The following is a 20,759-nucleotide window of genomic DNA, read 5'->3' as shown; positions in this document are numbered from 1 at the left end:
AATCAACTCGTTTATTTACTTGTCGGGTTGGACTCAATCCGAGATTGCAGAGTTTTCTGACGGCAGGCGGTGGTGCTCACAGGGAGACTTCGCGTCAGCGCACAGAATGAAAAAGCCCGGCGGTGATGCCGGGCTTCTTGGTGTTGCAGCAGGACTCAGTACTCCGGGTCGCCGCGCAGGCTCGCTTCTGCCGCCTTGGCCAGATCGGGCGGGAGGAAGTCCTTGTCCGGGTCGTAGTCCGGCTTGAGGAAACTGGCCAGGGCTTCCAGGTCGCCCGGACTGAGAGTGCCGGCGGCCTGTTTCAGGCGCAGGTTGTCGAGAATGTAGTCGTAGCGGGCGTTGTTGTAGTCGCGCACGGAGCTGTACAACTGACGCTGGGCGTCAAGCACGTCGACGATGTTGCGGGTACCCACCTGGTAGCCGATTTCGGTGGCTTCCAGGGCGCTCTGGTTGGAGATGATCGACTGCTTGCGTGCCTTCACCTGTTCGACGTCGGTGTTCACCGCGCGGTGGAAGTTGCGAGTGTTCTGCACCACAGTGCGGCGCAGGCTTTCGCGTTGCTGCTCGGTCTGATTCAGGCGCTGGTAGGACTCGCGCACCTGAGAACTGGTCAGGCCACCGCTGTAGATTGGAATGTTCAGCTGCAGGCCAATGCTGCGCTGTTCGACGTCGCCACTGAATTGCTGGGTGCTGCCGGGCGTGTTGCTGAAGCCCAGGCTGTCGTTGTCGCCTTTCTGGTAGCTGGCGACCGCGTCCAGGGTCGGTGCATGGCCGGCCTTGCGCTGGCGCAGGGTCTCTTCGGCGGCATCGACGGCGTAGTTGGCGGCCTGCAGGTTGAGGTTCTGCTGGGCAGCGGTGTCGACCCAGGCCTTGGCGTCGTTGGGCGCAGGCACCACGACCGGAAGGGTGTGGAGGATGCCCTCGAGCGAGGCGTACTCGCGGTTGGTCAGGGTCACCACGGCCTGGAAGGCGTCTTCCACGTTGCGTTCGGCGATTATCCGGTTGGCGCGGGACGTGTCATAACCGGCCTGGGCTTCCAGTACGTCGGTCTTGTCCGAGAGGCCGACGTCGAAACGTTCGTTGGCCTGGTCGAGCTGGCGCTTGAACGCCGCTTCCTCGGCCTTGGTCGAAGCCAGGTTGTCCTGGGCGCGCAGCACGGCGAAGTAGGTTTCGGCGGTCTGCAGGATCAGGTTCTGCTGGGTCGCGGAGAAGTCCAGGGAGGCCTGTTCGGTGCTGGACTCGGCGGCCTTCAGCTGGAACCAGCGGTCGGCACGGAAGATCGGTTGGCTCAGGGTCGCCTGGTAGGCGAGGCCGCTGCGCGAGGAGGTGCTGGAAGGGTCGTCCAGCTTGGTCCGGGTGTCGTCGGCCGTGGCGCCGCCGTTTATCTGCGGCAGCAGGCCGGAACGAGCCTGGGGTACGGCCTCGCGTTGCGCTTCGTAGTTGGCACGAGCGGCGGCGAGGTCGGCATTGTTGTCGACGGCGTCCTTGTAGACGGTCACGAGGTCCGTCTTGGCTGACAGGGGGGCATCTACGGCCCAGGCGGTTCCGGCAAATGCGGATGCCACGGCGATGGCCAGCGAGAGTCTGCTCAGCATGATCAATCCTGGATTCTGAGGTGTCGGGCAAGGCTACGGGGCCGCTGGAGGCGGGTCAAGACGCCCCACCGGCGGCCGAAGTGTAGTTTGCGACAAGCTATGTTGCGTGCTTGCAACAATCGTTTGCGTTTGAGCGCGTTGCGTCACTTCACGACGCAGTGGTCATATTATTCTGACCGCCGGGTTGGTTTTATCCATCAGGCTTGTTTAGACTGCGCGAGTTCTTGTCGGGGTGCCTCGAATCGGAGGCTGAGATCGGAGAGTTCCGGATCCCGTTGAACCTGATCAGGTTAAGGCCTGCGTAGGGAACAAGATGTGCCTCCCCACCCCGTACTCCGGGAGGCCCTCTCGGCACCAGCCACGGTGCACTCTGCCTTCAGGTTCGCTCCGACATCTTCCCCAGGAGCCAGCCGATGACCGCAAAACAACAAAAGAACCTGAGCGAAAGCGCCCAGGTCGACCAGCAATCCATCCAGCCTTTCCCCCGTTCGCAAAAAGTTTATGTGCAGGGCTCCCGCCCGGATATCCGCGTGCCCATGCGCGAGATCAGCCTGGACGTGACGCCGACCGCCTTTGGTGGCGAGATCAATGCCCCGGTTACCGTCTATGACACCTCCGGCCCCTACACCGACCCGAGCGTCACCATCGATGTGCGCAAGGGGTTGGCGGATGTGCGTTCGCCGTGGATCGACGATCGCGGCGACACCGAACGCCTGCCCGGCCTGACCTCCGAATTTGGCCAGCGTCGCCTGGCGGATGCCGAGCTGTCGGCGATGCGCTTCGCCCACGTGCGCAACCCGCGCCGGGCCAAGGCAGGTCGCAACGTCACTCAGATGCACTATGCGAAGCAGGGCATCATCACGCCCGAAATGGAATACGTCGCCATCCGCGAGAACATGAAGCTGGCCGAGGCGCGTGCCGCCGGCTTGCTGAAGGATCAGCATCCGGGGCAAAGCTTCGGTGCCAGCATCCCGAACGAAATCACCCCCGAGTTCGTCCGCGAGGAGATCGCTCGCGGTCGCGCCATCATCCCGGCCAACATCAACCATGTGGAGCTGGAGCCGATGATCATCGGCCGCAACTTCCTGGTGAAGATCAACGGCAACATCGGCAACTCGGCCCTGGGCTCCTCCATTGAGGAAGAAGTGGCAAAGCTGACCTGGGGTATTCGTTGGGGCTCGGACACCGTGATGGACCTGTCCACCGGCAAGCACATCCATGAAACCCGCGAGTGGATCATCCGCAACTCGCCGGTACCCATCGGCACCGTGCCGGTCTACCAGGCGCTGGAAAAAGTCGGCGGTATCGCCGAGGACCTGACCTGGGAGCTGTTCCGCGACACCCTGATCGAGCAGGCCGAGCAAGGCGTGGACTACTTCACCATCCACGCCGGCGTGTTGCTGCGCTACGTGCCGCTGACCGCCAAGCGCGTCACCGGCATCGTCTCCCGTGGCGGCTCGATCATGGCCAAGTGGTGCCTGGCTCACCACAAGGAGAATTTCCTCTACACCCATTTCGAGGAAATCTGCGAAATCATGAAGGCCTACGACGTCAGCTTCTCGCTGGGCGATGGCCTGCGTCCGGGTTCCATCGCCGACGCCAACGATGCCGCGCAATTTGGCGAGCTGGAAACCTTGGGCGAGCTGACCAAGATCGCCTGGAAGCACGATGTGCAGACCATGATCGAGGGCCCCGGCCACGTGCCGATGCACCTGATCAAAGAGAACATGGACAAGCAACTGGAGTGCTGCGACGAGGCGCCGTTCTACACCCTCGGCCCGCTGACCACTGACATCGCGCCCGGCTACGACCACATCACCTCCGGCATCGGTGCCGCGATGATCGGCTGGTTCGGTTGCGCCATGCTCTGCTACGTGACCCCGAAGGAACACCTGGGCCTGCCGAACAAGGATGACGTGAAGACCGGCATCATCACCTACAAGATCGCCGCCCATGCCGCCGACCTTGCCAAGGGCCATCCGGGTGCGCAGATCCGCGACAACGCGCTGAGCAAGGCGCGCTTCGAGTTCCGCTGGGAAGACCAGTTCAACCTTGGCCTGGACCCGGATACTGCGCGTGCCTTCCACGACGAAACCCTGCCGAAGGACTCGGCCAAGGTGGCACACTTCTGCTCCATGTGCGGGCCGAAGTTCTGCTCCATGAAGATCACCCAGGAAGTCCGCGACTACGCCAAGGAAAACGGCCTGACCGACGAACAGAAGGCCATCGAGGCCGGTTTCGCCGAGCAGTCTGGACGCTTCAAGGAAGAGGGTTCGGTGATCTACAAGCAGGTGTAACGACCTGCCATGTGACCCTGGACAGGCGCTGACCTGTCACACCCAAGCTGGAAGCCGGGCCTCGCGCCCGGCTTTTCGGTTTGTGGATAACTCGATAACTACAGTCCAAGCGGGACGCCTGCCAACGTGAACACCCCCTCCAGCTACTCGCCGTCCATTCCGGTCGCCTTCGACCAGCGCGTTCTCGGCACGCGCGATCTGTTCTCTCTCTGGTTCTCCCTCGGCCTCGGCTTGATGGTGCTGCAGACCGGTGCGCTGCTGGCGCCGGGTCTGGGTACCAGCGACGCGCTGCTGGCGATCCTCCTCGGTACCGGTGTCGGGGTGCTGCTACTGGGTTCGGCGGCGATGATCGGTAGCGACACGGGCCTGGCCGCCATGGCATCTATGAGGCTCAGCCTGGGTTCGGCGGGTGCAACCCTGCCGGCCTTGCTCAACCTGCTGCAACTGGTCGGTTGGGGCGCCTTCGAGATCATCGTCATGCGTGACGCCGCTGGACTGCTGGTGGCTCGCGGCCTGGGCCAAGACAGCCTGTGGGCCTCGCCTACACTCTGGACCCTGGTGTTTGGCGCCTTGGCCACCTTGCTGGCGGTAGCCGGCCCGCTGGCCTTCGTGCGGCGTATCCTGCGGCGCTGGGGCATCTGGCTGCTGCTGGGCGCCTGCGTCTGGCTGACCTGGGACCTGTTGAATCGTGCCGATTTCACGGCCCTGATGGCGCGCGCCGGCGACGGTTCAATGAGCTTCGCCCTGGGGTTCGACATTGCCATCGCCATGCCGTTGTCCTGGCTGCCGCTGATCGCCGACTACTCGCGCTTCGGCCGTCGCGGTGGTGGCGTATTCGTGGGTTCCGCGCTGGGCTTCTTCATCGGCTGCCTGTGGCTGATGGGCCTGGGCGTGGCCTACACCTTGGCCTTTGCCGAGGGCAGTGATGCCAACACCTTGCTCCTGGCCCTGGCTGGCGCCGGCATGGGCATTCCGCTGCTGCTGATCCTGCTGGACGAGTCGGAAAAGGCCTTCGCCGATATCCACTCGGCGGCGGTATCCAGCGGCATTCTGCTACCGCTCAAGGTGGAGCAACTGGCCCTGGCCATCGGCGTTCTCTGCACGCTGATCGCCTGGTTCGCACCGCTGGCCGAGTACCAGAACTTCCTGCTGCTGATTGGCTCGGTGTTCGCGCCCTTGTTCGGCGTGGTGCTGGTGGATCACTTCATCCTGCGTCGTCGTCGTGCCGAGCTGGCACCGCGTGTGGCGCTGCGCTGGGACACGCTGCTGGCCTGGGGCTGCGGCGTCGCGATCTATCACCTGTTGGCCAATCGCTGGCCGGAACTGGGTGCAACCCTGCCGGCGTTGCTGGCGGCCGGCGGGTTGCAGTGGGTGTTGGGGCGCTTCAACCGCGTCCGGGGAAATACTGGGGCTTCAGTATTCCGTTGAGTTGCGGATAGGGGATGCGGATCTCCGGATGACCGCTGGAGTAGGGCGCGATGCTGTAGACGTCGTACTTGAGCAGCATGGCGCCAAAGCCCAGGCCCACGTTGGCAGTGCGTTCGAACGGCCAGGTCTTGATGAAGTCGGGGTCCTGGTCGAGCTTGTTGGCTGTGAGCCAGCGGCGGTGGGCCTGCTCCGCGACCTTCCAGAAGGCGTCTTCCTGGCCGGGGAGCAGCATGTCGCCGAGGCTCAGCGGCTTCTCCAGCTTGCGGTCGTAATTGATGAAGCCGCGCCCCGGCATGCCGTGGGCACCGCCGGTAAAGAGGTAGCTGGATAGTTCCACCAGCACCAGTTTGTCGTGCTGCTCCAGCACCTTGGCTTGCAGGTAGCTGCTCCAGCCCGGGTCGGCGCTGGCAAGGAAATCCTTCTCGTAGGATTCGAGCGAAGCCGGTAACGGAGCTCCCGGGCTGTCCTGGGTCATCTGCAGCAGGCGCTGGTTGATCAGCGCATTGAGCTGCGGTTCGCCTTCGAAACTGATGGTGTCGATGTTCACCAGCGGGCAAGCCTCGCCCTGGCAGCCGGGTTTCAGGTGTTCCCAGGCGTGGCGCTGCGGCTCCAGCTTGTCGCTGCCACCGGGCAGCATCTGGCAGGCGCTGAGCAGGACGCCGAGGCTGGCGGCGGCGAGGAGTCTGGCAAGGGGCATCGGTTTCATCGTCGGGGCTTGTTCCGGAAAAGTGCAGGCTTCGACTGCCACCCCGGCCATGAGTTCGCGCTGGCGGGGCAGCCTTTCGCCGCGCATCTTCCCAGCCTGCGCCCCATCTGCAAAGAGGCTGCAGCCCATGCGGCCAAGGGGTAGGATGCGCGGATCAAAGCCTTCCGCAATCAATGAGACTTTCCCATGGCCGAAACTTTCAAACCGGGCCCCGACGCCGTCGAGGTGGTCGAACGAGAAACCTGTTTCCAGGGTTTCTACCGCCTGGACCGTCTGAGTCTGCGTCATCGGTTGTTCTCCGGCGCCATGGGCCCGGTCATCCATCGGGAACTCTTCGTCCGTCATGATGCTGTCTGCGTGCTGCCCTATGATCCGCAGCGGGATGAAGTGGTGCTGATCGAACAGTTCCGTGTCGGCGCCTATGGCAAGAGCGAGAGCCCCTGGCTGCTGGAACTGGTGGCCGGGCTGATCGACAAGGACGAAGAGCCGGAGGATGTCGCCCGTCGGGAAGCCATCGAAGAAGCCGATCTGCAATTGACTTCGCTATGGCCGATCACCACCTACTATCCTTCACCAGGGGGCTCCAATGAGCGTGTGCATTTGTTCCTCGGGCGATGCGAAAGCAGCGGCGCAGGGGGGGTACACGGGCTGGCGGAAGAGGGCGAAGACATCCGCGTGCACGTACTGCCGCTGGAAGACGCCCTCGCCTTGATGCGCGAAGGGCGGCTGGACAACGCCGCAAGCATGCTGGCCCTGCAGTGGCTGGCGCTGAACCGTACTGAAGTCAGGGGGTTGTGGACGTGAATCTGCTGCGCGATCGCTACCGGGTCGATCTCGTCGGGCTGCAAGCCGCCTGCGAGGCGAACTACGCGCGCCTGATGCGTCTGCTCCCGCAGATGCGTGAGGTGCGCGGTTCCCGTCGCGTCGCGTTGAGCCAGGGTGAGCGCCTGCTCGGTGTGCTGGCCCTGGAAGTGGTCGAAGCCTGCCCCTACACCACCACGCTGCAAGTGCGGCAGGAGCACAGCCTGCCCTGGTTGCCGTCGCCGCAACTGGAGGTGCGGGTCTACCATGACGCGCGCATGGCGGAAGTGGTCGGTGCCGAGAATGCACGGCGTTTTCGTAGCGTGTATGCCTATCCCAATGCCGATATGCACCAGCCCGACGAGAAGAGCCAACTCAACCTGTTCCTCGGTGAATGGCTGAGTCATTGCCTGGCTTGTGGCCACGAGCTGGAACCGGTCGTCCTCTAGGTTCGCTTCGAATTTGGCTGGCGACTCGTCGGCCTACTGCGATCAACAGCCGTTAACTGTGAACCATTCCCGCTTCGCGGGTTTACCCGTTGTGCGCGCAGCAACCATAATCCGAACACCTCGCCCAAGGAGAAGGCCTTGCCCAATCCACTCCCTCTTGCCGCTGACGAGTCGGTGCTGCTGGTGCAGCTCTCCGACAGCCACCTGTTCGCTGAAGCGAACGGCAAGCTGCTGGGCATGGAGACCCGCGACAGCTTGCAGCGGGTGATTGAACAGGTGCTGCAGGAGCAGCCGAGTATCGATCTGGTGCTGGCCACGGGCGACCTGTCCCAGGACGGTTCGGCAGCGTCCTACCAAGCTTTTCTCGAGCTGGTTGCGAACATCCCTGCGCCGGCCCGGTGGTTCCCCGGCAACCATGACGAAGTCCCGGTGATGCAGGAGGTTTGCGTTGGAACCTCGGCGCTGGAACCCATCGTCGACTTCCCCCACTGGCGCCTGGTGCTGATGGATTCCACCATCGCCGGCGCCGTGCCCGGACATTTCCCCGCCGAGCAACTGGAGCTGCTGGAAAGCGCCCTCGAAGGTGCCGGCGAGCGTCATGTGCTGGTCAGCTTTCACCATCATCCGGTACCTATCGGTTGCGCCTGGATGGACCCTATCGGCGTGCGCAACGCCGAGAGCCTGTTCGCCGTGCTGGATCGTTATCCACAGGTGCGGGTGCTGCTCTGGGGTCACGTCCACCAGGAGTTCGACCAACTGCGCAATGGCGTGCGCCTGCTGGCGTCGCCGTCCACCTGCGTGCAGTTCGCGCCGGGCAGCGAGGACTTCTGCGTCGGCAACGAGGCGCCGGGGTATCGCTGGTTGCGCCTGATGCGCGACGGACGCGTTGAAACCGGAGTTTCGCGGGTCACCGGAATCACCTTCGAAGTGGATTACAGCGTCAAGGGTTATTGACCTTCGCGCCGCGGCACGGCAAGAAGTACAACTTTCCCCCGACCTGCCAGGAAGCCGCGTGTCCAGCTCGCAACCCAGCCTTCTCTATATCCACGGATTCAACAGCTCGCCGTCTTCGTTCAAGGCGCGCCAGCTCAGCGTGCTCATGCAACGCCTCGGGCTGGCCGGGCAACTGCAGGTACCCGCACTGCACCACCATCCGCGCCAGGCCATTGGCCAGCTCGAGGCCGCCATTGCCGAGCTGGGGCGCCCGGTGCTGGTCGGCAGCTCCCTGGGCGGCTACTATGCGACCCACTTGGCCGAGCGCCACGGCCTGAAGGCCGTGCTGATCAACCCGGCGGTAGCCCCGCATCGGTTGTTCGAAGGCCGGCTTGGTCCACAGAAGAACTATTACAGCGACGAAACCTGGGAGCTGACGCTGGAGCACGTGATGGCACTGGCCGAACTGGAAGTGCCGCCACCACAGGATCCGGCCCGCTACCAGGTGTGGTTGCAGACGGCCGACGAAACCCTCGACTACCGCCAGGCGGAGCGCTACTACCGCGCCTGCGCCTTGCGCATCGAGGCAGGCGGCGACCACGGTTTCCAGAACTTCCCTGCCCATCTGCCCGCCTTGCTGGCCTTTGCCGGCTTTCCCGCGCAGCTGTGGCGTGACATCGACTTTTCCGACCTCTGACTGAAAGGGAATCCATGGCTACTTACAACGCGGATGCCATCGAAGTCCTCTCCGGCCTCGACCCGGTGCGCAAGCGACCGGGCATGTACACCGACACCACTCGCCCCAACCACCTGGCCCAGGAAGTCATCGACAACAGCGTGGACGAGGCCCTGGCCGGCCACGCCAAGAGCGTGCAGGTGATCCTCCACGAGGACAATTCCCTGCAGGTGATCGACGACGGTCGCGGCATGCCGGTGGATATCCACCCCGAAGAAGGGGTGCCCGGCGTCGAGCTGATCCTCACCAAGCTGCATGCCGGCGGCAAGTTCTCCAACAAGAACTACCAGTTCTCCGGTGGTCTCCACGGTGTAGGCATCTCGGTCGTGAACGCCCTGTCGACGCGCGTCGAAGTGCGGGTCAAGCGCGAGGGCAACGAGTACATGATGACCTTCGCCGATGGCTTCAAGGCCAGCGAGCTGGAGGTCGTGGGCAGCGTCGGCAAACGCAACACCGGCACCAGCGTGCACTTCTGGCCGGATGCCAAGTATTTTGACTCACACAAGTTCTCCGTCAGCCGCCTCAAGCATGTGCTCAAGGCCAAGGCAGTGCTCTGCCCGGGGTTGTCGGTCACCTTCGAAGACAAAGCCAGTGGCGAGCGCGTCGAGTGGCACTACGAAGATGGCCTGCGTTCCTACCTGGAGGATGCCGTCAGCGAGTTCGAACGGCTGCCAAGCGAGCCGTTCTGCGGCAGCCTGGCCGGAAACAAGGAGGCAGTGGACTGGGCGCTGCTATGGCTACCCGAGGGCGGCGATAGCGTTCAGGAAAGCTACGTCAACCTGATCCCGACCGCCCAGGGCGGCACCCACGTCAACGGACTGCGTCAGGGCCTGCTGGACGCCATGCGCGAGTTCTGCGAGTTCCGCAATCTGTTGCCGCGAGGGGTCAAGCTGGCGCCGGAGGACGTCTGGGAGCGCATCGCCTTCGTCCTCTCGATGAAGATGCAAGAACCGCAGTTCTCCGGCCAGACCAAGGAGCGCCTGTCTTCCCGCGAGGCGGCCGCTTTCGTTTCCGGCGTGGTCAAGGATGCCTTCAGCCTCTGGCTCAATGCTCACCCGGAGCTGGGCATGCAATTGGCCGAACTGGCCATCAGCAATGCCGGCCGTCGTCTGAAAGCGAGCAAGAAGGTCGAACGCAAGCGCATCACACAAGGCCCGGCCCTTCCAGGCAAGCTGGCGGATTGCGCCGGCCAGGACCCGATGCGCTCCGAGCTTTTCCTCGTGGAGGGTGACTCCGCCGGCGGATCGGCCAAGCAGGCGCGGGACAAAGAATTCCAGGCGATCATGCCGTTGCGCGGCAAGATCCTGAACACCTGGGAAGTGGACGGCGGTGAAGTGCTGGCCTCCCAGGAGGTCCATGACATCGCCGTCGCCATCGGCGTCGATCCCGGTGCTGCAGACCTGAGCCAGCTGCGTTATGGCAAGGTCTGCATCCTCGCCGACGCCGACTCCGATGGTCTGCACATCGCCACCCTGCTGTGCGCCCTGTTCGTCCGTCACTTCCGCCCACTGGTCGAGGCCGGGCACGTCTACGTGGCCATGCCGCCCCTGTACCGCATCGATCTGGGCAAGGAGATCTACTACGCCCTGGACGAAGCTGAGCGTGACGGCATCCTCGACCGCCTGGTGGCCGAGAAGAAGCGTGGCAAGCCCCAGGTCACCCGATTCAAGGGCCTGGGCGAGATGAACCCGCCGCAGCTGCGCGAGACCACCATGGACCCGAACACCCGCCGCCTGGTCCAACTGACCCTGGAAGACACCGAAGGCACGGTGGAAATCATGGACATGCTACTGGCGAAGAAGCGTGCCGGTGACCGCAAGTCCTGGCTGGAATCCAAGGGCAACCTGGCCGAGGTCATGGTGTGAGGGGAGCCCTGATTCTCCTTGGCCTGCTGTCCTGTGCACCGCTCTGGGCCGCTGACGACCCGGAGCAATTGCGTCTGGCTGCCGAGTACCCGGTGGAGGGCATGCCCCAGGGCAACCTCTCCGGACTGGCGCGCTGTGGCAATGAGCTGCTGGCCGTGTCCGACCGCGTCGACCACCAGCTGTATCGGCTCAAGCCCATTGGCGGCGTGCTCCAGGCCGAGGCCGAAATATTCCATGCACCGCCGGCACCGCCGAGCAGCCTGCCCTGGGGCGTGCGCGCGCGTTCCTGGCTCATCAGCATGGTGAGGGGTAACGAGCTGGACTTTGAAGGCATCAGTTGCGATGCCGCCGGTAACCGCTACCTGGTGAGCGAGACCCATGCGGCGGTACTGCAAGTGCCCGTGGCCGGAGAGCCCAACTGGCTGCTGCTGCCGGACAACCTGGTCCGCCAGGCCCGCGCCAGCGGCATGTTGCTGCACTTCAACGCCCTGCTGGAGGGGATCGCTGTCGATCCCAAGGGCGAGCGGCTCTGGCTCGCCGCCGAGCGCGAGCGCCGTGGCCTGATGGTCCTGCACAAACAACAATCCACCTGGCGCTGCACCGGCGGTTGCGTGATCTTCAGCGAAGCCGGTACTGAACGTCCGCCAGCACCTATTGGCAGCGAACAGCAGATGCCGCGCGACTTTTCCGACGTGGCCTTCCATGAAGAGAAACTCTTTACCCTGGAGCGTCTGGCGCACCAGATTTGCCGGCGCAAGCCGAGCAATGGAGAGGTCGAGCGCTGCTGGTCCTTCGCCGAGGAAGCACTGGCCGACACCCGCCGCTACGGTGTGCCCTTCGGTGTGTCCGAAGGCCTGTGGATAGATGCCGAAGGCGCCTGGGTCGGCCTCGATAACGGTGGCAAGATCCGCGCCGATGGCGAACGTCGTCCCATCGTCTGGCGCTTCACCGCGCCCAAGGGCGGTTGGAGCGCGAAATGACCACGCAGACGCCGGGCAGACGTGCGGGAAGGGTCATGCTGGTGCTCGCCTGGGGCATCGGTCTGATCCTGGCCGCGCGTTTCTTCGGCATCTGGGAGGAACGTCAGCACAACCCCAATCGCGAGCCTACGTCGGTGCACGGCGACGGCTACGTCGAAGTGCGGTTGGCGAGCAGTCGCCAGGGCCACTATCTGCTGAATGGCCGCATCGACGGCCAGGGCGTGACCTTCCTGCTCGACACTGGTGCTACCCAGGTGGCCGTGCCCGCCCGGCTGGCCGAGCGCCTCGGCCTGGCGCCCGGTGCGTCTGTCACCTTGAGTACCGCCAACGGCCGTGTCACCGGCCGGCGCACCCAGTTGCAGGAACTGCGCCTGGGTGACATCCGCCTGACCCAGGTGCCGGCGATCATTGTGCCGGGCATGGACGGCGATGAGGTGCTGCTCGGCATGAGCGCCCTCAAACAACTCGAATTCACCCAGCGCGACGGCACCCTGGTGCTGCGCCAAGTCACTTCTCCGTGAGGCACGCATGAGCGAATCCCTCGATCTGAGCCTGGAAGGCGTTGAGCGCCGCTCTCTGGCCGATTTCACCGAACAGGCCTACCTCAACTACTCCATGTACGTGATCATGGACCGCGCCCTGCCGCATATTGGCGACGGTCTGAAGCCCGTACAGCGCCGCATCATCTACGCCATGAGCGAGCTGGGCCTGGACGCCGACTCCAAGCACAAGAAGTCGGCGCGTACCGTCGGCGACGTGCTCGGCAAGTTCCACCCCCACGGCGATTCGGCCTGCTATGAGGCCATGGTGCTCATGGCCCAGCCGTTCAGCTATCGCTACACGCTGGTGGATGGCCAGGGGAACTGGGGTGCCCCGGACGATCCCAAGTCTTTCGCCGCCATGCGCTATACCGAAGCGCGCCTGTCGCGTTACTCGGAAGTGCTGCTGTCCGAACTCGGGCAGGGAACCGTGGACTGGGTGCCGAACTTCGACGGCACCCTGAACGAACCCGCCACCCTGCCGGCGCGCCTGCCGAACCTGCTGCTCAATGGCACCACCGGCATCGCCGTGGGCATGGCTACCGATGTGCCGCCGCACAACTTGCGGGAAGTGGCCGCCGCCTGCGTACGCCTGCTGGATGAGCCGAACGCCACGGTGGAGCAGCTCTGCGAACATATTCTCGGGCCTGACTTCCCCACCGAAGCGGAGGTGATCACGCCCCGTGCCGAACTGCTGAAGATCTACGAAACCGGTCGTGGTTCGGTGCGCATGCGCGCCGTATACCGAGTGGAAGACGGCGACATCGTGGTCACCGCGCTGCCGCACCAGGTCTCCGGGTCCAAGGTCCTGGAGCAGATCGCCGGCCAGATGCAGGCCAAGAAGCTGCCCATGGTGGCCGACCTGCGTGACGAATCGGATCACGAGAACCCTACCCGCATCGTCATCATCCCGCGCTCCAATCGCGTGGATGCCGATGAGCTGATGCAGCACTTGTTCGCCACCACCGACCTGGAGTCCAGCTACCGGGTCAACACCAACGTCATCGGCCTGGACGGCAAGCCCCAGGTCAAGGACCTGCGGACCCTGCTCAGCGAATGGCTGACCTACCGCATCGGCACCGTGCGCCGGCGCTTACAGTTCCGCCTGGACAAGGTGGAAAAGCGCCTGCACCTGTTGGACGGCTTGCTGATCGCTTTCCTCAACCTGGATGAAGTGATTCACATCATCCGTACCGAGGACCAGCCCAAGTCGGTGTTGATGGAGCGCTTCAGCCTCACCGAGATCCAGGCCGACTACATCCTCGACACCCGTCTGCGTCAGCTGGCGCGACTGGAAGAGATGAAGATTCGCGGCGAGCAGGACGAGTTGCTGAAGGAGCAGAAGCGCCTGCTGGCCCTGCTGGGCAGCGACGCCAAACTGAAGAAGCTGGTGCGTGACGAACTGATCAAGGACGCCGAGACCTACGGCGACAATCGTCGTTCGCCCATTGTCGCTCGCGCCGAGGCGCGCGCCCTGTCGGAAACCGAGCTGATGCCTACCGAGCCGGTGACCGTGGTGCTGTCCGAGAAGGGCTGGGTACGCTGCGCCAAGGGGCACGATATCGACGCCACCGGACTGTCCTACAAGGCCGGGGATGGTTTCAAGGCCGCTGCGCCGGGTCGTTCGAACCAGTACGCGGTGTTCATCGATTCCACGGGGCGCAGTTACTCGCTGGCGGCCCACTCGTTGCCTTCGGCCCGTGGCCAGGGTGAGCCGCTCACCGGCCGGTTGACGCCACCGCCGGGGGCGAGTTTCGAGTGCGTGTTGTTGCCTGAGGACGCCGCCACGTACGTCATCGCTTCGGACGCTGGCTACGGCTTCGTGGTCAAGGGTGCGGACCTGCAGGCCAAGAACAAGGCCGGCAAGACCCTGCTCAGCCTGCCGAACGGTGCCAAGGTGGTGCCGCCGCGGCCGGTGCAGAGCGTCGAAGAAGACTGGCTGGCGGCGGTGACCACCGAAGGTCGCCTGCTGCTGTTCAAGGTTGCCGATCTGCCGCAACTGGCCAAGGGCAAGGGCAACAAGATCATCGGCATCCCCGGCGATCGCGTGGCCAGCCGTGAGGAGTACCTCACCGATCTGGCGGTGCTGCCGGCTGGTGCAACCCTGGTTCTGCAGGCTGGCAAGCGCACCTTGTCACTCAAGGCGGACGATCTGGAACACTACAAGGGTGAGCGCGGCCGCCGTGGTAACAAGCTTCCGCGCGGCTTCCAGCGGGTCGATGCGCTGCAGGTGGAGCCGCTGGCCTGACGCTGGAGGCGGCGAATTGACGTGGGGCTCTGGAGTCCTGCGTCACATTGACGGATGATATGTCCCCTCGCCATTCCCTGATGGTGGTGAGGACGAATGAATTCGACTGCAGGCTGCCCAAAAGGCGGCCGTGGGTGAGATTGATGACCGTGCGTTTTCCCCTGGCTGTGATGCTGGTGGGCCTTCTGGGCCTCGCCGGCTGTGTGCATAGTCCCCCGATTCCAATGTTCCAACTCGATGCCGGCACCCCAGAGGTGCCGTCAAAAAAGGCTGGGATGCAGGTACTGCTCGGTCCGGTGACCGTGGCGGACTACCTTCAGCGTGAAACCCTCCTGCAGCGCCAGACCGATGGCAGCCTGACTGCAGCCCCTGATGGCCGCTGGGCCGGCAGCCTGGCCGCGGACATCGACCAGGTGCTGCTGCGTCAGTTGTCCTGGCGCCTGGACAGCCAGCGCCTGGTGCTGGCTCCCGGCAATCCCGGCTTTACGCCCGAAGTTCAGGTGTTGCTGACCATCAGTCGCCTGGATTCTGGCCCCCAGCGCCCGGCTGTGCTGGAGGCGCAATGGCGCCTGCTGGACCGCGCCGGTCAGCTGCGTGACAGCCGCCTGGTGCGCCTGGAAGAGCCGCATGTCGGCACCGCAGCCGATCAGGTACGGGCCCAGAGCCAATTGCTGCAGCAGCTGGCCGAGCAATTGGCTGCAGCGGTCAAGCCGCTGGAAGGTCAGCCAGTCGCCGTTGAGGCCCCGCGCAAACCGGCTGCTCCTGCGGCCCCGGCAAAGGCCAAAGAGGCCCTGCCGCCGAAGATCCCCATGGCGGCGCCAGTGCGCACCGACGTGGAAGTCTTCCGCTTCTGATCGCCGGATGTTGAAAGAAGCCCGCTACATGCGGGCTTCTTTCTGCCTGCTCATCGAGGCTCTCCGCTGCCGACCAGCTCTGGCAGCGGATATGCGGCCCCGTATCGTGGCTCCTCGTGCAGCGCGGCCCTGCAAGGAGTCCCGTCTGGAATCGATACATGGCGCGCCGCGTTGCCCAGCCGCAACAGTCCCTGCCGCCCTGGTAATTGCCCTTTGAGGAAACTCAATCGCCAGGCAGTACGATTCGATCGGACACAAAAAAGCCCGCATCCGCGGGCTTTCTCGCCGTTCGGGTGTTCAGTGTGCCCGGGCTTCGTGCATGCGCGCCAATTGGCGCTCCAGCAGCGAAGGATAGGGTTCCAGCAGGCGCTCGACGCAGCAGGCACCTTCCGGGCTGGTGATAGCGCGGATGCGGGCACGCTGGCGAACCAGGTCGTCCTCGGCAACGGCGCGTTCCACCAGCAGCAAGTTGCGGCTGTGCTGGCTCAGCGCCAGCGCATTCTGGGTGGTGTCGTTGAGCAGCAGATCGCCCTGGCCGAGGCCGGACAGATCGTCACCCAGAGTCAGTCCCAGCTGCAGTTGAAGGGTGATGCCACTGTCGGCAACTTCAATCTGCAGGGCATGTCCCAGGGCTCGCAGCAGCTCGCCGCAGCACAGCGCGTGGGTCAGGTAATCCTCGCCGCCGTCCTGGCTGTGGAAGAGCATGAGGCTGCTGCCGTCATTCAGGGTCAGCAACTGGCCGTGGTATAGGCGGGAGGCCTGGTCGAGGCAGTCGCGATAGCGTTGCAGCAGATCCATCAGGCGCGCGCGTGGCAGGCGACGCAGTTGGTCCTGGGCGCCCAGCTGAATGGCCAGGACGGCACTGCTATGCCGTTCATCCGGAGCAACGGGCGCGGGTGCAGGAGCGGGCTCGGCCATTTCCTCGCGCAGGTCGGCGAAAGGGTCCTCCTCGTCCGGGGTGAACAGCTCGCTCGGGGATTCGTCCTCGCCGTCGAAGCTGTCATCGCGCAGGTCGCGGATCTCGAAGTGCTCCTGGTCGTCCTGCTCGTCCTCCAGGTAGTCCTCGTCGACCTCGGCGTAGTCTTCCTCCGGGATGGGTTCCGGCTTCTCCGGCACCAGTCGAGCCTGAAGTTGGCGAGCCAGGTCGCCGATCTCGTCCTGGCGACCGGCGCCTGGGGCAGGGTCATCCGGGTCGCGCAGCCAGACGCGCAGTTGCAACAGGGGCGTCGAGATGTGCCGGCCAAGACGCAGGCTCAGCGACAGGGTCAGGGCCAGCAGGATCAGACTGAGCAGCCCCATGCTCTGCAGGCTGATGGTCATCGGCTGCTGGAATTGCTCCATGTCCAGGCTCAGGCGCAGATGGCCGGCGATCACTTCCTGGAAGGTGATGGGGGTGGAGTACAGGCCCTCGGTCTCGCCCAACAGGCCCTGCTTGGGCCGCGAACCGGCTTCAGCAAGGATGCGGTTGTCCACGCTGTAGATCGCCGCGTGGGCCACCAGCGGGTTCTTCACCAGATTGTTGAGCAGCACGTTGAGGCTGAGGATGTCGTTGGACACCAGCAGCTCGGTGGCCGAGGCCGCGGTCTGCGCGGTCAGGCTCTGGCCCAGGGCATCGGCTTGCTGTTGCATGGCCTGCTTGAATTGCATACCCATGACCCAGGCGTAGATCACCAGGGCCAGGGCTACCAGCAACAGGCTGTGGCTGGCAATGCGCAAGGCAATCGGCACGCGCCGCTGGCGCAGGGCGTGGAAGATCAGCAGGAAGAAATTGTCGGGTTTGACAGGCGTGGGCCGGTTCACAGAGCGCGGCTCTTCTCGGACGAAATTGTGGCGCAGTATAGCGAGCGCCCCTTGCAGGGCAAAGCGCCGGGCATGCTGCGGGGGCTGCGAAAGTGGGTAGAATGTGCGCCTTTTCATGCGTTGAGTGAGGTGCGCCTTGCGCGAGATTGTCCTGATCAACATCACGGGCGAGGATCGTCCCGGTCTGACGGCGGCTATTACCGGTGCGCTGGCCCAGGGCGGTGTGAACATCCTGGATATCGGCCAGGCGGTGATTCACGACACGCTGTCGTTCGGCATCCTGGTGGAAATTCCGGATAACGCCGAAGCCTCGGCCGTGCTCAAGGACGTGCTGTTCACTGCCTACAAGCTGGATCAGCAGGTGCGCTTTACCCCGGTACCCGAGGCGGACTACCAGCAGTGGGTGGACGGCCAGGGCAAGAGCCGTTACATCGTCACCCTGCTGACCCGCAAGGTGACCGCCGAGCAGTTGCAGCGGGTGAGCTCCATCACTGCCAAATACGGCCTCAATATCGACCACATCGACCGTCTGTCGGGCCGCATGCATCTGGATACGCCCGCGGACCAAAGCAAGGGCTGCATCGAGTTTTCCGTGCGCGGCGAGCCGGCGGATCCGGTGGCCCTGCGTGCCGAGTTCCTCAGCGTGGCTCAGGAATTGAATGTCGACATTGCCTTCCAGCGTGATTCGCTGTTCCGTCGCAACCGTCGCCTGGCGGTGTTCGACATGGACTCGACGCTGATCGAGGCCGAGGTGATCGACGAACTGGCCAAGGCTGCCGGTGTGGGCGACCAGGTTGCCGAGATCACCGAGCGTGCGATGCGCGGCGAGCTGGACTTCCGTGCCAGCTTCAAGGAGCGTCTGGGGCTGCTCAAGGGATTGCCCGAGGACGTGCTGGAAGAGATCGGCGCCTCCCTGCGACTCACCGAAGGCGCGGAAACCCTGTTCGCCGAGCTCAAGCGCCTGGGTTACAAGACCGCTATCCTCTCTGGCGGCTTCAGCTACTTTGCCAAGCAATTGCAGGCCAAGTTGGGCATCGACTATGTGTTCGCCAACGAGCTGCAGATTGTCGATGGCAAGCTGACCGGTGTGGCTATCGAGCCCATCGTCGACGCCCAGCGCAAGGCCGATCTGCTGCGCGAGCTGGCGGAGAAAGAGGGCTTGCGCCTGGAGCAGACCATCGCTGTCGGCGATGGTGCGAATGACTTGCCAATGCTCGGTCTGGCTGGGCTGGGCGTGGCCTTCCGCGCCAAGCCGCTGGTCAAGCAGTCGGCCAAGCAAGCCATTTCCACGCTGGGCCTGGATGGCATCCTCTACCTGCTGGGTTTCCGCGACCGCGACGGCAGGGACTGAATGTCGTGCCGGAAATAGAAAAGCCGCCTTAGGGCGGCTTTTTCGTGGGCTAACGGCTGGCCTTGGCCTGGCGGGCCAATGAATGCGCTACTCGTCTCCGGAGGAGAAGTCGTAGTCCATCGCCTGGCTGGGACCTTGCAGGTAATAACCCTGGATGTAGTTCACGCCGGCCTGCCATAGGGTGGCCAGGACGCTGGCTGTCTCGACGAAAGGCACGATGGTCATCTTGGCCTGGGCGTGCAGGCTTGCCAGTTGGGTCTTGAGGGCCTCCTGGTTCTCTGCACGGCTGAGGTCCTGGGTAAAGGAGCCATCCACCTTCACGAAGTCGATGGAGAGATGTTTGAGGGTATTGAACGGGTTCAACGCGCAGCCGAACTGGCTTAGGGCGACCTGGCAGTGCAGTTCGGCCAGGCCTTGGGTAAGCGCCTTGGCTTGCTTCAGATAGGCGATGGCGTCGGGCTCGCTGAACTGGAAGATCAGGGCATCGGACGGTAGGCGCGCCGCCTTCAGCGCCACGCTGAGCCACGGCAGCAGCGTCTGGTCCTGCAGGCTGGCGCCGGACAGGTGGACGAAGAGTCGGGTGTTGTGCCCCTTGGTGCGGTGTTCGGCGAGCAGCTTGATGGAGTTGAGGATCACCCAGCGGTCGATCTTCTCCGCCAGGCCTGCTTCCTTGGCGGCGTCGAGGAAATCGGCGGGCGGCACTTCCTCGCCTTGGGGGCTGAGCAGACGCAGTAGCACTTCGTAGTGCTCGAAGCTGTCGCCGCGCAGGCTGATGATCGGTTGGAACAGCAGGCGGAAGCTGTTGTTCTCCAGGGCCTGCTGGACCATTGCCACCAGGCTGCCACGGTTGGCCGCAGCGGCCAGCTCATCGGCTGGGTTGTACAGCTTGAGGCCGTTCTCGTCACCCAGTTCGTCGGCGCAGCGATGGGCGCGGTCCACCACGTCCTGGGCCTTGGGGGTAGTCTCGCTTAGGCCGGCAACGCCGATGCACAGGCTGACCTGCACGGTGCGGTTGCTGACGTCGAAGAGGTGGACGTCGATCTTCTTCAGCAGGTTCTGCAGGCTTTCCTCGGCCTGTTCCGGGGTAATGCCCTGTTGCAGGACACCGAATACGTCGTCGCCGTAACGGGCGAGTTGCGCATCGCCAGCGAAGTGGGCACGCAGCAGATTGGCGAGGTCGGTGAGCAACAGGTCGACACCGGCAATGCCGACTTCGGCGAGCAGGCTGGAGTAGCGGGTTACGCGGATGTACGCGACGCTCGAAGGCTGACTGGTCTTGACCGCGCGCTCGGCCGCGGTGTCGAGCATTTCGTTGAAGTGGGAGCGGTTGAACAGGCCAGTGACCAGGTCCTGGCTGCTGATCTCGCGCAGTTTTTCCTCCAGCTCGGCACTGTCGGTCTCGGCGCGGATGACCACCTGGATGCAGGGCTCCCCATCGTAGGTGGCAGGGGAGAAATTCATGCGTGCCTGGAAGCTCTGGCCGTCCACTTTGCAGCCATTGCAGGTGAGTTCGCCGCTGCCTTCGTCGTCGCGGTAGTTCTTCAGGAAGTCCTTGAAACCGGCCTGGTCGACGCCGGCGATCAGGTCGATCATCGGCATGCCTTCGAGTTCGTCGCCATCGTCGTAACCGAACATCTCGACGTAGGCGCGGTTGGCATAGATGTGCATGCCGTCGTGGACATAGGCGATGGCGTCAACCGAGCTGTCCAGCAACAGCTGGCAGCGTTTCTCGGCTTCCCGCAGGCTGACTTCGGCGGCGCGGCGGGCGCGGCGTTGCTCGAGGTTGGCCAGCTCGCGGTTGGCGACCAGTACCAGGCGCTCGTCTTCGCCCTGGGGCAGGGCGTCCTGGGCGCCTAGCGCCAGAGCTTCGGTGATGAGGTCGGAGTCGTTGTCCTGCACCAGTTGGATGAACGGGATGTCCTTGGACTGGCGGCGGATGCTGTTGAGGGCTTCGCCCGGGCTCAGGTGCTCGCTGTCGGGCGCGGCGATCAGGAGGTCCCAGCTTTGTTGCAGGACCTCGTTGAGGTCGTCAGCGGAAATGATGCGATGAACGCGAGTCGCGCGGCCTGAGTTGCGAAACAGGCTGACCAGGCGCTCGGCTTCGTTCTGCGAGTCTTCCAGGATCAGCAGGCGGATCGTTTTCTTTTCGATGGCCATGGCCTGTGCTTAGCGCCGAA

16 protein-coding genes and 1 riboswitch are annotated in these 20,759 nt (G+C 64.1%); of the genes, 12 read left to right on the top strand and 4 right to left on the bottom strand.

Annotation, left to right across the window (positions count from 1 at the left end; all coding sequences use genetic code 11):
- Positions 1 to 155: 155 nt before the first annotated feature.
- The gene (locus FFS60_RS04145; protein WP_028630622.1) at positions 156 to 1,595 is read right to left on the bottom strand and encodes a TolC family outer membrane protein; all 1,440 of its coding nucleotides are present in this window, start codon (positions 1,593 to 1,595) and stop codon (positions 156 to 158) included.
- Between the two features lie 218 nt (positions 1,596 to 1,813).
- A riboswitch (TPP riboswitch) is annotated at positions 1,814 to 1,920 on the top strand.
- A gap of 88 nt (positions 1,921 to 2,008) precedes the next feature.
- On the opposite strand from FFS60_RS04145, the gene thiC reads away from it, so the two are divergent.
- Together thiC and cytX are read left to right on the top strand one after the other, a co-directional pair.
- Positions 2,009 to 3,892, top strand: coding sequence for a phosphomethylpyrimidine synthase ThiC (gene thiC, locus FFS60_RS04140; RefSeq protein WP_028630623.1), 1,884 nt, complete (start codon positions 2,009 to 2,011; stop codon positions 3,890 to 3,892).
- A 126-nt stretch (positions 3,893 to 4,018) separates the two neighbouring features.
- Entirely contained in the window at positions 4,019 to 5,320 is a 1,302-nt protein-coding gene (gene cytX, locus FFS60_RS04135) for a putative hydroxymethylpyrimidine transporter CytX (protein ID WP_137821214.1), read from the top strand.
- Here cytX and FFS60_RS04130 read toward each other — a convergent pair.
- Positions 5,277 to 6,017 carry a DUF3298 and DUF4163 domain-containing protein gene (locus FFS60_RS04130; protein ID WP_028630625.1) on the bottom strand — a complete coding sequence of 247 codons (741 nt, stop codon included), beginning with the start codon at positions 6,015 to 6,017 and terminating at the stop codon, positions 5,277 to 5,279. The two genes, cytX and FFS60_RS04130, sit on opposite strands and share 44 nt — an antisense overlap.
- 195 nt (positions 6,018 to 6,212) lie before the next feature.
- Between FFS60_RS04130 and FFS60_RS04125 the strand changes: the two genes are divergently transcribed.
- From FFS60_RS04125 to FFS60_RS04085, 9 genes are all read left to right on the top strand, one after another.
- Positions 6,213 to 6,830 (top strand): NUDIX domain-containing protein, encoded by a 618-nt coding sequence (locus FFS60_RS04125; RefSeq protein ID WP_028630626.1) that lies wholly within the window; start codon positions 6,213 to 6,215, stop codon positions 6,828 to 6,830.
- A complete protein-coding gene (locus FFS60_RS04120) occupies positions 6,821 to 7,276 on the top strand; it encodes a DUF1249 domain-containing protein (protein ID WP_028630627.1) in 456 nt (151 codons plus the stop codon). The genes FFS60_RS04125 and FFS60_RS04120 overlap by 10 nt, the downstream gene beginning before the upstream one ends.
- Positions 7,277 to 7,414: 138 nt before the next feature.
- Complete coding sequence (gene cpdA / locus FFS60_RS04115; protein WP_028630628.1) at positions 7,415 to 8,230, top strand: 3',5'-cyclic-AMP phosphodiesterase; 816 nt, start codon at positions 7,415 to 7,417, stop codon at positions 8,228 to 8,230.
- A 58-nt stretch (positions 8,231 to 8,288) separates the two neighbouring features.
- Positions 8,289 to 8,906: a YqiA/YcfP family alpha/beta fold hydrolase gene (locus FFS60_RS04110; protein ID WP_171016481.1), complete on the top strand. Its 618-nt coding sequence runs from the start codon at positions 8,289 to 8,291 to the stop codon at positions 8,904 to 8,906.
- A 14-nt stretch (positions 8,907 to 8,920) separates the two neighbouring features.
- Complete coding sequence (parE, locus tag FFS60_RS04105) at positions 8,921 to 10,810, top strand: DNA topoisomerase IV subunit B (protein WP_137821213.1); 1,890 nt, start codon at positions 8,921 to 8,923, stop codon at positions 10,808 to 10,810.
- Positions 10,807 to 11,790 carry an esterase-like activity of phytase family protein gene (locus FFS60_RS04100; RefSeq protein ID WP_171016480.1) on the top strand — a complete coding sequence of 328 codons (984 nt, stop codon included), beginning with the start codon at positions 10,807 to 10,809 and terminating at the stop codon, positions 11,788 to 11,790. The genes parE and FFS60_RS04100 overlap by 4 nt, the downstream gene beginning before the upstream one ends.
- Complete coding sequence (locus tag FFS60_RS04095; protein ID WP_137821212.1) at positions 11,787 to 12,311, top strand: TIGR02281 family clan AA aspartic protease; 525 nt, start codon at positions 11,787 to 11,789, stop codon at positions 12,309 to 12,311. Before FFS60_RS04100 ends, FFS60_RS04095 begins: the two co-directional genes overlap by 4 nt.
- A gap of 7 nt (positions 12,312 to 12,318) precedes the next feature.
- The gene (gene parC, locus FFS60_RS04090) at positions 12,319 to 14,577 is read left to right on the top strand and encodes a DNA topoisomerase IV subunit A (RefSeq protein ID WP_137821211.1); all 2,259 of its coding nucleotides are present in this window, start codon (positions 12,319 to 12,321) and stop codon (positions 14,575 to 14,577) included.
- A gap of 140 nt (positions 14,578 to 14,717) precedes the next feature.
- Positions 14,718 to 15,431, top strand: a complete 714-nt coding sequence (locus FFS60_RS04085; RefSeq protein ID WP_137821245.1) for a membrane integrity-associated transporter subunit PqiC — start codon at positions 14,718 to 14,720, stop codon at positions 15,429 to 15,431.
- Positions 15,432 to 15,728: 297 nt separating this feature from the next.
- Here the strand turns inward: FFS60_RS04085 and FFS60_RS04080 are convergent, their stop codons facing one another.
- Positions 15,729 to 17,231, bottom strand: a complete 1,503-nt coding sequence (locus tag FFS60_RS04080; RefSeq protein WP_137821210.1) for an AhpA/YtjB family protein — start codon at positions 17,229 to 17,231, stop codon at positions 15,729 to 15,731.
- Between the two features lie 136 nt (positions 17,232 to 17,367).
- Between FFS60_RS04080 and serB the strand changes: the two genes are divergently transcribed.
- Positions 17,368 to 18,582 carry a phosphoserine phosphatase SerB gene (gene serB / locus FFS60_RS04075; protein WP_028630636.1) on the top strand — a complete coding sequence of 405 codons (1,215 nt, stop codon included), beginning with the start codon at positions 17,368 to 17,370 and terminating at the stop codon, positions 18,580 to 18,582.
- An 87-nt stretch (positions 18,583 to 18,669) separates the two neighbouring features.
- On the opposite strand, the gene FFS60_RS04070 is transcribed toward serB, so the two are convergent.
- Entirely contained in the window at positions 18,670 to 20,739 is a 2,070-nt protein-coding gene (locus tag FFS60_RS04070; RefSeq protein WP_028630637.1) for an EAL domain-containing protein, read from the bottom strand.
- Between the last annotated feature and the right edge of the window lie 20 nt (positions 20,740 to 20,759).

The sequence above is a fragment of the Pseudomonas sp. D(2018) genome (assembly GCF_005502555.1).
GTDB classification, from domain to species: Bacteria; Pseudomonadota; Gammaproteobacteria; order Pseudomonadales; family Pseudomonadaceae; genus Metapseudomonas; species Metapseudomonas resinovorans.
Note: the sequence above shows the minus strand (reverse complement) of the source record. Positions and strands in the feature narration are given on the sequence as shown.

Coding starts and splice junctions, on each gene's coding strand:
- FFS60_RS04130 (WP_028630625.1), bottom strand. CDS start 6,017: ATGCCCCTTGCCAGACTCCTCGCCGCCGCCAGCCTCGGCGTCCTGCTC.
- FFS60_RS04070 (WP_028630637.1), bottom strand. CDS start 20,739: ATGGCCATCGAAAAGAAAACGATCCGCCTGCTGATCCTGGAAGACTCG.
- FFS60_RS04095 (WP_137821212.1), top strand. CDS start 11,787: ATGACCACGCAGACGCCGGGCAGACGTGCGGGAAGGGTCATGCTGGTG.
- thiC (WP_028630623.1), top strand. CDS start 2,009: ATGACCGCAAAACAACAAAAGAACCTGAGCGAAAGCGCCCAGGTCGAC.
- FFS60_RS04125 (WP_028630626.1), top strand. CDS start 6,213: ATGGCCGAAACTTTCAAACCGGGCCCCGACGCCGTCGAGGTGGTCGAA.
- parC (WP_137821211.1), top strand. CDS start 12,319: ATGAGCGAATCCCTCGATCTGAGCCTGGAAGGCGTTGAGCGCCGCTCT.
- parE (WP_137821213.1), top strand. CDS start 8,921: ATGGCTACTTACAACGCGGATGCCATCGAAGTCCTCTCCGGCCTCGAC.
- FFS60_RS04145 (WP_028630622.1), bottom strand. CDS start 1,595: ATGCTGAGCAGACTCTCGCTGGCCATCGCCGTGGCATCCGCATTTGCC.